General features: G+C 38.8%; 11 protein-coding genes. 3 read left to right on the top strand and 8 right to left on the bottom strand.

Features of this window, described 5'->3' with window-relative positions; all coding sequences use genetic code 11:
* Positions 1 to 8 precede the first annotated feature (8 nt).
* Positions 9 to 791: a rhamnogalacturonan acetylesterase gene (locus J4N25_RS11250; protein ID WP_242695871.1), complete on the bottom strand. Its 783-nt coding sequence runs from the start codon at positions 789 to 791 to the stop codon at positions 9 to 11.
* Positions 792 to 1,404: 613 nt separating this feature from the next.
* On the opposite strand from J4N25_RS11250, the gene J4N25_RS11245 reads away from it, so the two are divergent.
* Complete coding sequence (locus J4N25_RS11245) at positions 1,405 to 2,532, top strand: sensor histidine kinase (protein ID WP_207422298.1); 1,128 nt, start codon at positions 1,405 to 1,407, stop codon at positions 2,530 to 2,532.
* An 89-nt stretch (positions 2,533 to 2,621) separates the two neighbouring features.
* On the opposite strand, the gene J4N25_RS11240 is transcribed toward J4N25_RS11245, so the two are convergent.
* Entirely contained in the window at positions 2,622 to 4,193 is a 1,572-nt protein-coding gene (locus J4N25_RS11240; RefSeq protein ID WP_207422297.1) for an LTA synthase family protein, read from the bottom strand.
* Positions 4,194 to 4,596: 403 nt separating this feature from the next.
* Here J4N25_RS11240 and J4N25_RS11235 point away from each other — a divergent pair, with 403 nt between their 5' ends.
* Positions 4,597 to 5,391, top strand: a complete 795-nt coding sequence (locus J4N25_RS11235; RefSeq protein WP_207422296.1) for a metallophosphoesterase family protein — start codon at positions 4,597 to 4,599, stop codon at positions 5,389 to 5,391.
* Complete coding sequence (locus J4N25_RS11230; protein ID WP_242695870.1) at positions 5,357 to 5,974, top strand: hypothetical protein; 618 nt, start codon at positions 5,357 to 5,359, stop codon at positions 5,972 to 5,974. The genes J4N25_RS11235 and J4N25_RS11230 overlap by 35 nt, the downstream gene beginning before the upstream one ends.
* A 17-nt stretch (positions 5,975 to 5,991) precedes the next feature.
* Here the strand turns inward: J4N25_RS11230 and J4N25_RS11225 are convergent, their stop codons facing one another.
* The 6 genes from J4N25_RS11225 to J4N25_RS11200 all read right to left on the bottom strand — a co-directional run bounded on the left by J4N25_RS11225 (position 5,992) and on the right by J4N25_RS11200 (position 13,550).
* On the bottom strand, positions 5,992 to 6,912 hold the full coding sequence (locus J4N25_RS11225; protein ID WP_207422295.1) for a bestrophin family protein: 921 nt from the start codon (positions 6,910 to 6,912) through the stop codon (positions 5,992 to 5,994).
* Positions 6,913 to 6,934: 22 nt separating this feature from the next.
* On the bottom strand, positions 6,935 to 7,408 hold the full coding sequence (locus tag J4N25_RS11220; RefSeq protein WP_207422294.1) for a hypothetical protein: 474 nt from the start codon (positions 7,406 to 7,408) through the stop codon (positions 6,935 to 6,937).
* Positions 7,409 to 7,611: 203 nt separating this feature from the next.
* The gene (locus J4N25_RS11215) at positions 7,612 to 8,970 is read right to left on the bottom strand and encodes a HAMP domain-containing sensor histidine kinase (protein WP_207422293.1); all 1,359 of its coding nucleotides are present in this window, start codon (positions 8,968 to 8,970) and stop codon (positions 7,612 to 7,614) included.
* Positions 8,954 to 9,652, bottom strand: a complete 699-nt coding sequence (locus J4N25_RS11210) for a response regulator transcription factor (protein WP_207422292.1) — start codon at positions 9,650 to 9,652, stop codon at positions 8,954 to 8,956. Before J4N25_RS11210 ends, J4N25_RS11215 begins: the two co-directional genes overlap by 17 nt.
* 119 nt (positions 9,653 to 9,771) lie before the next feature.
* Positions 9,772 to 11,922, bottom strand: coding sequence for a hypothetical protein (locus J4N25_RS11205; protein WP_207422291.1), 2,151 nt, complete (start codon positions 11,920 to 11,922; stop codon positions 9,772 to 9,774).
* A 194-nt stretch (positions 11,923 to 12,116) separates the two neighbouring features.
* Positions 12,117 to 13,550, bottom strand: a complete 1,434-nt coding sequence (locus J4N25_RS11200) for a glycoside hydrolase family 28 protein (RefSeq protein ID WP_207422290.1) — start codon at positions 13,548 to 13,550, stop codon at positions 12,117 to 12,119.
* Positions 13,551 to 13,561 lie beyond the last annotated feature (11 nt).

Below are 13,561 nucleotides of genomic sequence, written 5' to 3'. Positions count from 1 at the left end.
CAGTAATTTTATTTTTTCTTAATGTATTTATTTAAAGGATGCTTTTTGTCCAACTTAAGTCCTTCAATTACCGACATTGCATTAATCCGGGCTCCTGCTTCGTTGGTATGAGTGTGATCTCCATGAAAAAAACCTTTTACTTTGTCGGGGCCCCACTGATCGTACTTGTCCGCCGTAATTTGATTCAGATCTATAAAATAAACATCTTCCTGTTCCGCAACTTCTTTTGCCCATTTACCAAAGCTCTCGTTAGCACGTAACACTTTTCCTTCCTTCCACTGGTTACGGGGAATCATGGAAATAACGATGGGTGTGGCTCCTTTTGCCTTTGTTTCTCTTATAAATTTTCGAATATACCACCCATACGTATGCACTGTCTCAACTGTGCCGTCCCTCCACGTAAGCTCTTTCGTTTCTTCCCCAGTACCACGCAATACACCACGGTATCCCGACCTGGAGGTATCGGGATTTGAACCCTCATTATGGCCGAACTGCATCAAAACATAATCTCCTTGTTTGATCATAGAATCGACCTTCTCCCAGCGCTTCTCCTTAATAAAGGTCCTTGTACTTCTCCCGGCCATTGCCTGATTATTTACTTCTATTTTGGTAGTATCAAGAAATGATGACAAAAAACTACCCCAGCCTCTTTGTTGATTATTAAAATTCCTGACTGTGGAATCCCCTATGATGTAAATCGTAGGATTTCTATCCTGCTTAAAACTGTAGATAACAGTAAGGGACGCAATCAATAGCGGAATTAACTTCCCCATGCTAATCTTAAAGTTCATAATTGGTTATCTATCTTATAAAATAATTGATGCATTTCCCGTTGCAATGATCCGAATCCCTCTAACCACAATCGAATAACTTTTAATCCCTGATCATATCCGAATAATATGTTTACAATTGACAGTATTAAAGCGGTGCAAATTAGATACTCACATTGGTTAAATAGCGTACTTCCGACAAAGCTAATTGCTAAGTCTATAACTACCGCCGATTACACCATTTTATTAATACGTGTAACGATATTTTTTCAATACCTATTTCAACGGAATTAATCTTCAATTTTAAATACTCTCCGCCTCCTCCGCAACCTGCATCATCCTGCATTATAATATTTTACTGGGCAAATCTCACCATCTCGTATGGGGAATTTTTGGGGAGCTTTATCACCAAAAGGAAATTAATTGCGAGATTCCTTAAAACTAGCCTTTGAGAAATCGCTCTATCCGAAGCCCATTTAGGCATCAGATTGAAAAAAAGAAGCCCTTTATTTTGAAAAACTTATAAAATAAAGTACCACTTTCTAAATATGGTCTCTCTTTTGCCTCTATCAGTGCACCACCGCTTATCGTCTGAGTTTAGAAAAGTGGCAAATGTTAAGTTATGGCTCAAATAATGGTAGAAGAAGAACAAAAAATAAATTTAACTATATCTGAAGGATTACTAAGGAATCTTCAGGGTATGTTTTATAAGCTTACTTCTCCCCCGCATCTCACTTTGATTTATGCAAGTGCCGGATGTATTAGCCTAACTGGCTACTCAGTGGAGGAATTACTCGATATTGATTTTATTAACATCGTTCATCCTGAAGATAAAGACCTGCTATTAAAGCTAGATCCAAAGGCAGGAGATAATAATTTTGAGCCAAGAGAATATCGAATAATCTGCAAGGATGGAGCCGTGAAATGGGTAAAGGACGTTAGTAATACCACCTATAATAATTCTGATTCTATTGCTGATGTTGAAGGATTTATAACAGATATAACAAAGGAAAAAGCTGAAAACATAGCAATAAAGGCTTTGGAAAAGCAGCATGAAGGCCTGATAACCGAGTTGAATCACAAATACAATGAGTTGATGCAATTCAATTACATCGTCTCTCACAATCTTCGGTCTCCGATTGCCAACATTATCGGACTAACTGAAATTATCAAATTTCATTATCAGGATGAAGCTTCTGAGACAGGAGAACTGGTAAACTTCATCTCCGATGCTGCCCAATCTATTGATACTATAATTCAAGATCTAAATCTTGTGCTTTCATCCAGAAAGCCAATGAACGAAAAGTTCGAGACAGTTAGTATAGCAGAAACTGTTACGTCCGTAAAGAACAATCTTAAAAAACAGATCAAAGACAGCAATGCGATCTTTAATCTAGAAATACAACCGGAAGTGGCAGAAGTAAGATCGATAAAGAGTTATATCCAAAGTATATTCTATAATTTGATAAGTAACTCTATTAAGTACAAGAAAGATAATGCGGCCCCTACAATTACTATCTCGGCAGAGAAAGCTGACGATCAGTTATTAATTAAAGTTGCAGATGACGGTTTAGGGATGGATCTAAGAAGTGTAGGAGACAAGCTTTTTGGCCTTTATAAAAAGTTCAATTTTGACAAAGAAGGGCGAGGACTTGGCTTACATATGACAAAAACGCAAATCGAATCATTAGGCGGCAAGATTGAGGTTGAAAGCCAGTTAAACGCTGGAACAACTTTTAGGATTACCATGCCGATGATATAAAATATTTATTATCTAAATCGCTCCATTGAATAAACCTGTCAGATTTTCTGACAGGTTTTTCTATTTCTTATCGAATCGTTTGCATTGTTCTAAAAACCAAGGTATTGCTGAAAGACAGTTTGCATATATGCTTTGGCATAACGCAGCAAGGATTCTTCCTCTTTTCCAAGATTTTCTGTTTTATAGATAACTGCTTTACTTGTATTATCAAATGTAAGAGCTCGGTTTGAAGAATCTACAAAGCCAAAGCTGTTTTCCCAGCTATAAAACGCATGGCCTTTCACCTTATCATTATAAAGGTCTTTACTCCAGCTGAAATCTCTGTTCTCCATATCGAGTTGAGCAAGTAAAGTAGCAGCAATATCGGTTTGACTTCCCACCTTTTCGACCTTGCTACCTCTATATTCATTTTTAATTACATCACCAAAAAACAACAGCGGAATTCGGTACCGGTGCGGATCAAAAATCTCCCAAAGATTTTTCGGTAGCCTGTGGCCATGGTCTGCTACAACTACAAAAAGGGTATTTTTATACCAAGGATGTTTTTTTGCATCTTTCAAGAAGGCAGTCAAACAAGAATCAGAATAGTAAGCGGTGCTTCTGAACTTATTCTCAGTCTCGTCGCCTGGAAAGTGAGGATTAACCGGTAGTTCAAAAGGCTCGTGATTAGTTAAGGTTAATAAGGCTGTAAAAGAAGGCGATTTCTTTTTTTTAGTTAAGTCATCTGTCAACTGCTTATATACAACATCATCATAGGCACCCCACTTTGAGTTCATATCTTTTTCATCAAAATTGGACTTATCCACTAATTCCTGGCAGCCAGTATTCAACAAATATGATTTCATATTAGCAAACTGAGTCTCTCCTCCATAGTAAAAAGAATTGCTATAACCCGCTGTCCCCAAAGCTTTAAATAATGAAGGTAGCTTCGACTGCTTCTCATTTTCCTTCATGATGCTTTTCATTCCCTGAGTTGGAAAAGCGCTAAGAATAGAAACAACTCCCTTATCTGTACGATCGCCCGATGCGTATATATTAGTGAATAGGATACCTTCAGGAAGCAGGCTTTCTATTCCCGGATCAATGCCTTTCTCTCCGTTCAGACTTTCTATGAGGTCTGCGGTAAAGCTCTCCATTATTACTAAGACAATGTTTGGCTTCGTGGTAGTGAGAATTTTTGTTGTAGTTCCTGTTGCTTTTGGATACAGCTCTTTAACAATAGACTCAGCCTCCTCCTTGTTATAAAACTGGAAAGGGTTCTTCTTACTTGATCTTTTAAACAGAGAGCGAAGAAGCGCCCATTCAGTATTCACCGCAGCATGATTTAAGATGGGTTTTCCGGAATAGTATGCCATACTTTCATTCATTGGCGCTAACTGCCAGCCGCCTCTTATCGCAAGAAAATTTGATCCTAACAAGAGTATTCCAAAAAGCGATTTCAAATACCATGGACCTTGCTTGTTAACATTAAAATCTGCCCACCTGCTCAGATAAAAACCTAGAAAAATAAGCAGGGCTAAGATTACAAATGACAGGAACAGTGGTGAAGAAACGCTACTTGCAAATGCTTCACCTGGAGACGAAACCAAGAATTCAAAAGCCCGGCTATTAATTTTCGAACCCCACTCTCTGTAGATGTTGAAATTTATTACTGTTACCAAGGAGGCTAGCGTTATTAATGTCCTGAAATATATACGAAACCATAAATGGCTTAAATGAATAGAAGGAATTAGCCATATTAATAGGAAACCTACAAGAGGGATTATACTTAAATACCCTGACATTGAGATGTCCATCCAAAGCCCATAACGTAGACTGCCAGCAATTTCCCATACTGAAAAGTTTTTAATTTTATCAGCGAAAAAGAGTAAAAAAACTAATCGCTCTACGAAGAAAAATAGCAACCATATGAAGAAGTACCTAAGTACAAAAAGCAAATTCGAACGCATTTAAAACCGGGTTAATAAAAATTTCTGCAAAAGTAATGTAAATTTTACCTGAGAGCTGAAAATTGGACTGCTTTATGCTCTTTTACAGTAATACGATCAACTGCCATGCACACACATGAAAACATATATATACTTACTATTGCTGCTAACCATCTTAGCATGCGGGAAGGTAGAATTCAGTCCCAATCAAAAGTTTGATTCTAATACACCGACAGATTTAAATAAGAAGAATATAGCAAAACTCTACGCAAAACAAAATGATGATACGATAAGATTTGTCCTTACAGGAGATACCCAGCGGGCTTATAGTGCCAGCAGGGACATGGTAAAGGCAATTAATTCGATCCAAGGGGTAGACTTCGTGTTATTAAATGGGGACATTTCTGATTTTGGTTTATACCAGGAGATGGAATGGATAAACGATCTTTATTCGAAGTTGAACATGCCGTATATCGGGGTTCTGGGAAATCATGACATTTTGGCAAATGGCAAAGACATTTTCAAAAGAATGTATGGAGAGGAGAACTTTTCTTTCATCTACCAAGGGGTAAAATTTGTTTGTTTTGATTCGAATAGCCGGGAATACAACTACGACGGTACCATACCGAACATGAATTGGCTAAATACGCAAATGGCAGCAGAAATAGGGGTAGACAACTATGTTGCAGTATCCCATGTACCTTCATTCTCTGATGATTTTGACCCGGACCTAGAGAAGCCTTATGCGTCTTTACTTACCGGCAATTCGAAATACTTGGCCTCTCTTCATGCCCATATAAATCAAACTGCCGTGCTGTATCCATACGACAACAAAACTCCGTTTATTGTAACTAATACTGCTGCAAAAAGGGAGTTTTTTTTAATTGAGATCATTGATGGAAAACTATTACATAAAGTTATTAAGTTTTAAAAACATCGCTATACTGCTCCTGGCGGTGCTTCCTCTTGCCAAGGCTAAAAGCCAGGGAGTGCGTTTTCTGGTTCCTGACGGAGTCGTTGCCCATTATGGAGGAAGTATAGGGTTTGGAAGCGCTGGAATAAGTTACGATTTATTTAAAAACCAAAGGGGCAATCTTGACTTCACTTTCGGCTATGTCCCCGAATCAAAGGGAGGTCCGCTGAGAATTCTGACTGGGAAGTTTTCTTATAAACCGGTGAAGATTGGATTAAAAGACATTGGAACCCTTTATCCTGTAAATCCGGGCACTTTTATTTCATATACCCCTGGAGAGCAGTTTGAGAAGTGGAGCAAAACCCAATATCCAAAAGGGTATTACTGGTGGTCCAAATCAACTAGGATTCATTTATCGCTATCCACAGAAGCGAAATTCAATGGGGAAAAAGTTCTCCATAAAGCAGGAATAAAAGCCATAGGAGTTTATTCAGAACTTAATACAAATGATCTTTATGCAGTGAGTTGGTTCAAAAATAAGGATAGTATGTCTTTTCTGGAGATTGTGAGAGTGGGATATGGGGTTAGAGTTTACTTCTAACCCCATAATCTTATATCTTATAGGATGTAGAACATCTTTGAATCTTGTTCTTGCACTTTCTCTTCTTGCTTATAAGTTACTTTAAGCATCTGCTTTATATCCCTCTCAATAGTTTGAGATATGGTAGTTGTAGGGGTATCAGTAGGTTTGTTTTCAAAAGGATCTTGCAGATGAATGGCCATTTTTTCAATAAGAAAGAATGCACTTGCAATTGCTATAACCACCGGAACTTCTACTACTCCAAAAAACTCTATCAGTCCGAAGGGAAGCAACATTATAAATAAAACAAGTGAGAAATGAATATAGGTTCCATAAGTAGCGGGGAATACAGTGTTCTTAATACGTTCACACGCACCCATTTCATTTGAAAATCGTGTTAAAGTATTATCAAGTTCAACTTGTTGAAATTCGTTGATCCAACCGAGCTTATAGGCATTCCTTAGATCCGCACCCTGCAACTCCAGTAGTGCCAAAGGAATATTACTGTATTGCTTAATATAATCCAAGTCTTCGGCAGAGATAAGTTTTTCAAGTCCCTTTAACGGATCCTGTCTTCTCAAATGCCTGCTTAAACTATAACACCATGCTATCTGTCGCTTCGCCATTTTTTCACAAAATGCTCTCTCTTCAGACTTTCCGTATTTAGTATCTACGTAAGTAAGAAGCTGACGTGTAAGCGTCCTGGAGTCATTTACTATAGCTCCCCAGATGGTACGAGCCTCCCACCACCTGTCATAGGCCTGGTTCGATTTGAAGGCCAACAGCAGGGAAATTACAGTACCTAGAATAGTGGGAACTGCAATTGGAATAGATATCCTGGTGAAATGGAATGTGTTGTACATTATTGCTATGAACACTGAATAAAGTGTCACAAAAAATATTTCACTTTTTATTTTACCCACAATATATGATACGGGTATATTTTCTCTTAATAACATAAGCAGATTCTTATTTAAGTTTTTAATTGACTTCCTCTAATTCTTTTTTCTCACTGAAATTCTCCTGATGCGAGATTTTTTGCAACTCAAGGATAGGAAGGTTTGCTCGATTAATTAGTACTGAAGGATCTATACTCGACTTGTTCAGGGGAGTACAATTACATGATACGGGATCGAGAATAAAATCCACTTCATGAGTTTCCAGGAAATTTTTGAAAGCTGCTAAAGTGCCGCCATAAAAGAATTCTATCCCAACAGATTTAACTTCAGCGCAATTCAGCTTTAATTCGTGACATTCCCGGTAAAAATCCTCGCTAACATATTCATATTCTTTTACTCTTCTTGATAACATAAGGAGGTCAGATATTGAATCTGATAGCTTAAACATATGAGTAAAAAGTATTGAAATTTCCTGCCCTTTAAACTGCCTGGATATCGTCGATATACAATCGAACGACTTGAGCTGAAAACTGGTTGGAATTAAAATAGTTTGCATAACAATCACTTTAAGTGTGAACAATAATTTTGTTATTACAATACTACTTTAAGGTTATTAAAGAAACTTAAGATACTTATTAGAATATGATTAGAAAAAAATATAGTTTTAGACGAGAAAAAGGGTATAACTCTAAAAAAGTCAGTCATCTGCTTGCACAAACTAGTTGTGAAGAAGGGTTATTAAAATTTAATAAGAAAAATTTATACTTTCCTACAAACGGGCAATAAAACTTGCATTTCCGTACCAATCTTTTCTTCCGATCTTATTCCAATCGAACCTTTATGCAAACGTATTATATTGAGAGTCAGAGGAAGACCTATGCCATGGCCTTCGAAATCAGTTGTATTAGACGCTCTAAAAAAAGGCTCAAAAACATGTTGCAATTCACTTTGGGGAATTCCAATTCCCTTATCAATCACAACAATTGCAATCCTTCCGTTTTCAGCCGATAATCTCACTACTACTTGTTGATTGTTTGAATACTTACAGGCATTAAGTACAATATTGCTCAAAGCTAGGCGCAGTAAGTTTATGTTACCTTCCGTATATAACAGCTCCTCATTTGCTGGAAGACCCGAGAAATCGATCGCAATATTGCTTTCCGCATCGATCTTCCTTACGGAGTCTACAACATTTAGTACCAATTCATCAGTGCGGATAAGTTGCCAGTTTTGTTTTTTTCCATCGAAACCTGTTTGAGCTAATCCAAGCAGGCTCGTCAGAATTTGTTCGAGTTTCTCAGACTCCGCTAAAATATTTTTGGCTGATTGACTTGCTTTCTCTGGTAGCCCGGCAGCACTTAACAATAGTTCTGTTTCTGAAGTAATGATGGCTAATGGGGTGCGAAGTTCATGTGAGGCATTACTGACAAAGTTATTCTGAGTCTCGAAAGAAGTCTCCAGACGAGTAAGCATGTGATTAAAGGTTTGGACAAGCTCCGAAATCTCATCACTGCCTTTCAGTTCAGTTAAACGCAAATGTAAATTATTGGCCGATATACTTCGTACACTTTTTATAATTGCACGTACAGGTTTGATGGTATAGTAAGAAAATACCTTACCTGCCACATAAGTGAGAATTACTGAGATAAAAAAAGTAATAATAAGGACTTTCTTAAGTTCCTCAAGCTCCTTGAAACCGTAAGGATCCTGAGCTGCCACCATTACAATATAACTTCCTTTAGGCGATTTCACATATGACCCAGCATAAAACTCATTGTCAACATTATACCTGGCACTTCCGTTTTTCACAATTGCTTCGTAGAACTGTTCTGGCAGAGGAAGAGGTCTGGCAAACTTTCCCTTTTCATATTTAATCAAATAGTCTCTCTCTTGATCTAGCTTTTCTAAATAGCGATTTCGGATGTCCTGATACGCGCCCGACCTCTCATTCTGGAAAAGATTTATTTGAGCGGATAAGCGAACCCGTGCTTCCAGCCTTTTAAAGAAATCTTCAAAGTTGAACTGAGAAACGAAATAGAATATGGATGCATTCAAAAGAATTAAGCCAGCTGTGGCAATAATAAAATAAAGTAAAGTAATCTTAGTTTGAATTCTCATCCGATGCTTCCTCTTTCAAGATATATCCCATCCCAAACACGGTCTGAATTAGCTTTATAGGGAATCCATTGTCTATTTTCTTCCTTAGGTAATTCACATAAACGTCTACAACGTTAGTTCCCATATTAAAATTAATGTCCCAAACGTGATCGAGGAGCTCTATTCTCGACAGTACCTTATTAGGATTAAGGACAAAGTATTCAAGCAAGCGGTATTCTGTTGCTGTAAGACTAATTTCCTTACCAGCTCTCTTAATCGACTTGGCATCAAGATCAATTTCAAGATCGGCAAAAACCAGTTTATTTTTAGGCTGAGTTTCTGTTTTGCTTCTCCGTATGAGGGTACGTATCCTTGCTTCCAACTCTGCAAACTTGAAAGGCTTTGCCAGATAATCATCTGCTCCACTGTCCAAACCTGTAACGATATTCTCTGTACTACTCAATGCTGTGAGCATAAGAATAGGTATGCTTGTATTCTTTTTTCTGATTTCCCGGCATACTTGTATACCATTTATCTCAGGAAGCATAATATCTAAAATAACCAGATCAAAATCATGTTTTATAGCCATATCAAGCCCAGTCCGGCCGTCAGCTGCAACACTAACCTCCATTCCTGTGTCAGTTAAACCACGTGAAATTACAGAGACGATCCCCGGTTCATCTTCAATTAACAAAATCTTCATCAAGTGTATTTTGGCAAAAATTAAATCTAGAAAGTGAAAATTTTTCTTTTAGTTTTTTACTTGACGAAAATATGACCTCCGAGACAAAAAAGGGGGACCAAACATCCCCCTTTTATCTTTTAAGGCATCTTTTTGAAGCCCTCTGATTTTACTTTCCATTTTCCGTTCTTTGGAAATCCTGGATTAGGTCCTACAGACCCATCCCAACCGCCTGCCAGCATTGCTACCGTTGCAAGTACACCTCCATTACCAGGAAGATAAATACGTAAACGGCCATCCTGATAGTTGTGCCCGTTTTTCAGATAAGTATTAGTCTTTATATTCATAAACAAGGCATCAATTGCCTTCTCGGGTTTACCTAAGCGCGCAGCGGTCATTGCTGTCATAGGAAAGTCCCACCCCCAGGTATCATCCCATTGCCAAACTTTCCATACCGTATCGAATGTTCGTTGCATCGTAGCTTTATCTAGTTTGGCCCCTGCTGGAACCATTCCCAAAGCTCCCAACACGGATGGATGGTCGCGTAACCACTCCTCGTTGGTGAAAGAGTCGGGGGTGTTCTCAGTTGACAAGTATACACCATTCAATTTTGGAAGAGGAGCCAATTTATTGATAACCGCATCCCACTCCGCATTGCGAGCCATTCCCATGCGCTCCCGCCATTGCTGTGCTATACGTAAAGCCCAATCCCAGTAGGCCAATTCATAAGTAGGGTTGTAAGTATCTACAGCTTTAAAAACTTCCTGAGCTGGAATCAACCCCTTTCCAAGGTTATAACGTTGTTTTGCACTATCATAAACAGCAAATGAAGACATGAATTCAGCCGTCTCAAATACGATATCCTTATATTTCTGAAGCACTTCTTTGTTGTTGGAATTACGATAAAGTAATTCGGCCATATAGATCGGGTGCGGTTGCTGCCAAATTATAAATGCTCCAACAGACGACGGGCTCTCCAACCCTTCGTGATCAGTCATTTTTTGCCAACGGGCTCCTTTAAAGCCCTGCCGCTTTGCAATTTCTTTCGCTCCGTCTTCTACCTTGAAATACCAATCAAGGGTTTTCTCCAATAACTCCGGTCTATTCCAGAGAGCGAAATGAATGCCATGCCACCAATGCATTTCAAGATGCGGCTTACCAAACCAGCTATTATAGGTTAGGCCTGTTTCCTGCGGCGGAAAGGAACCTGCGCATTGAATCTTTGTCAGATATTCTGACGTGATAACACGTCTTTCTAGTTCCTTTGCCCGTGGATCAGTACTTCCAGCGAAATCAATGGCGGCTCCATTCATCCAAAACTTCTTAAGCTGGGTAATACTGTTCTCGCGTGTTTGACTAAAACTTGGAAGCGCAGATGCGGAAGTTTGCTGAGGAGCAAACAAGCAACTGAATTCAAATACTGTACTGTTCTTATCTGGGGTGACCTGATAATAATGGGTAGTGCCAGTTGCATTAACCTTTGCATTATTCCACTTAAAAATCGAGGAATAGGTTATTCCTTCTAATTCGTGTTGTATAGTGGCGCCAGACGCATCCTGAGCTATAATAGAAGATTTATGTTTTTGAGGATCCTTGTAATTAACGCCCTCGTCTAAAAACTCCATTGTTGGATATGGATAGCGCAATCTCACCTTCAGTTGCCCTGTTGTAATTAACGGGGATTTTACTTGAAAACCTAAAAGATCCAGATCCTGGTGCGCCACCGTAACTACATCAACAGGTATACCTTCTACTGTGAAGTGGCTTGTAATCTCCCCCGTCCACATATTTAGTGATTGGCGTATATTTTGCAAATCTTTGGGTCCCACTAACGAACCATCCTTTTTATAAATATCAAGCCCCAGGTTTCCAAGCTGAATGCGGTGAACACTTTTACGAAACCAATCAGAAGCATTTCTTTGACGGGTGTCAGCCCCTGAAAATTGAACGGAATAAGAAGACTTTTTTCCATTGAGTGTGTACTCTTTCAAGGTTTCATCGAACTTATAGCCTACTGTGTCTTTCAACCGGTTCCAGCCCCATTCAGATTGAGTGCCAAGAGTTACCCCTTTTGCATACCGCTCAGGGAAGGATTGTAAACCTGTGACGTCAACAGTGTACGCAAACTTTCCATTTCCGACAGATAGGGACTCAAGTGAATCGACCTTTGTATTTATAATGGTATGGCGTTGAACAACAGCCTGCCTATTAATTGGCTGTGCATGAACGAGGATAACAGTAAATAAGGACAGGCAAAATGTTAGCCTTATTTTTAGTTTTTTTCCAGTCATAGTTTAATCATTCTATTTCTTTGAATTTATGATCGACCGGGGTCGAGCCAGTTGGTTCAGGTTTTCCTCCGGTTAGTATATGAAATTTTCTAACACTTTGATATTATAGTAACCGGGAATATAAAACTACTAGCTGCTTAACCATAATCATAGTGGCGAACTTTTACCTTTTTTATATTCCCGGCGTCAAAAGACTACCGGTTCGAAAGTGTATCTGGCAGAACTGCTATCTCTCCATTTATTTTAACGTTCTTTAGTTCCATGTTCTTTACATAGTCAATTTGCATAGGCTTTTTCACACCTCTAATATCACAGTTAATTAACTTCAAATTTTGAACGGGAGATGCCTTATATGCCCTGACAAAGACTCCATAATTGCCGCCATTAGAAACATCTAAATTTTCGACCCACACATTCCTGATAGTAGGCATAAAGTTGCCGGGCTTTTCATAGAACATGTTACAAGTTATTGCCGCATCACGGTAGGCTCCAACTTTAATATCTTTCATAAAAATGTTTTCGATGATGCCCCCCCGGGATGAACTTGTTTTCAAACGAAGAACCCGGTCAAGGTTAGGACTGTCCATAGTACAATTGATAGCATAAATATTTCTTGCACCGCCCGCAATCTCGCTTCCTATTACTACCCCTCCATGACCATCTTTCATTTCACAGCCTTCTATAATATGATTTTCCGCAGGTTTTCCAATCCGGCGACCATCCTCATCGCGCCCAGATTTTATAGCTATACAATCATCACCTGTATCAAAATAACAGTCTTTGATCAATACGTTTTTACAGGATTCTGGATCGCATCCATCCGTATTTGGTCCATGGGCGGCAACTTTAACCTTTTCAATAGTAACATTTTCGCAAAGAACCGGATTCATAAACCACATGGGAGAATTGATCATTTTCACTCCCGAAACCAAGATGTTTTTGCAGTTATATGGCTGGAACATATTAGGTCTTAGATAATGACCGTCGCCAAAGATCCTTTTTCTGGGATCAACTTTTTTGTGCATCATTTCATGTAAGGCTGTTCTGGCGGGAGTTTGTTTCGGCATTCCTTCTTTCCATCCATAGCGGGGACTACCATTCCAGTTCCACCAACGTTCGTTATTAGCATTTCCATCTAGTGTTCCATTTCCGGTTACTGCAATATTTTTCTCACCGTAGGCATAAATTAAAGAAGAATAATTCATGCACTCCATTCCTTCCCAACGTGTAAATACAATAGGATAATCCTTTGGATTATGGCTAAACACTATAGTTGCACCATCTGCAAGATGCAGGTTTACGTTACTTTTCAAATAAATAGCACCAGTTAAGAAAGCTCCTGCCGGAACTACCACGCGTCCACCGCCATTTTTGCTGCAAGTTTCGATCGCCTTTTTGAACGCCGCTGTATTATTTACCTGGGCGCCAGGTTGAGCACCGAAATCAGTTATCTTATAGTCTTTATTTTTAAATTTAGGGGCCTTTATTTCCTTCCTTAATGCTTCAAGTTCCTTTTGCGGCTGGTCTGAGGAAGTCCAAACTTTAGGATTATCATTGGACCTGAATGCAAATAACAATGCAACTATAGCAAGTACTGAAATTTTGTTGACGTATCTCTTGAGGTTCATATTAATAGTAT

The organism is Desertivirga brevis, assembly GCF_017355835.1.
The sequence above is the reverse complement of the archived record's forward strand: the minus strand, read 5'-3'. Positions and strand labels throughout refer to the sequence as shown.

Bases quoted from the DNA above. Each gene is read 5' to 3' on its own strand.
- J4N25_RS11250 (WP_242695871.1), bottom strand. From the start codon at position 791: ATGAACTTTAAGATTAGCATGGGGAAGTTAATTCCGCTATTGATTGCG.
- J4N25_RS11245 (WP_207422298.1), top strand. From the start codon at position 1,405: ATGGTAGAAGAAGAACAAAAAATAAATTTAACTATATCTGAAGGATTA.
- J4N25_RS11235 (WP_207422296.1), top strand. From the start codon at position 4,597: ATGAAAACATATATATACTTACTATTGCTGCTAACCATCTTAGCATGC.
- J4N25_RS11230 (WP_242695870.1), top strand. From the start codon at position 5,357: ATGGAAAACTATTACATAAAGTTATTAAGTTTTAAAAACATCGCTATA.
- J4N25_RS11225 (WP_207422295.1), bottom strand. From the start codon at position 6,912: ATGTTATTAAGAGAAAATATACCCGTATCATATATTGTGGGTAAAATA.
- J4N25_RS11220 (WP_207422294.1), bottom strand. From the start codon at position 7,408: ATGCAAACTATTTTAATTCCAACCAGTTTTCAGCTCAAGTCGTTCGAT.
- J4N25_RS11215 (WP_207422293.1), bottom strand. From the start codon at position 8,970: ATGAGAATTCAAACTAAGATTACTTTACTTTATTTTATTATTGCCACA.
- J4N25_RS11210 (WP_207422292.1), bottom strand. From the start codon at position 9,652: ATGAAGATTTTGTTAATTGAAGATGAACCGGGGATCGTCTCTGTAATT.
- J4N25_RS11205 (WP_207422291.1), bottom strand. From the start codon at position 11,922: ATGACTGGAAAAAAACTAAAAATAAGGCTAACATTTTGCCTGTCCTTA.
- J4N25_RS11200 (WP_207422290.1), bottom strand. From the start codon at position 13,550: ATGAACCTCAAGAGATACGTCAACAAAATTTCAGTACTTGCTATAGTT.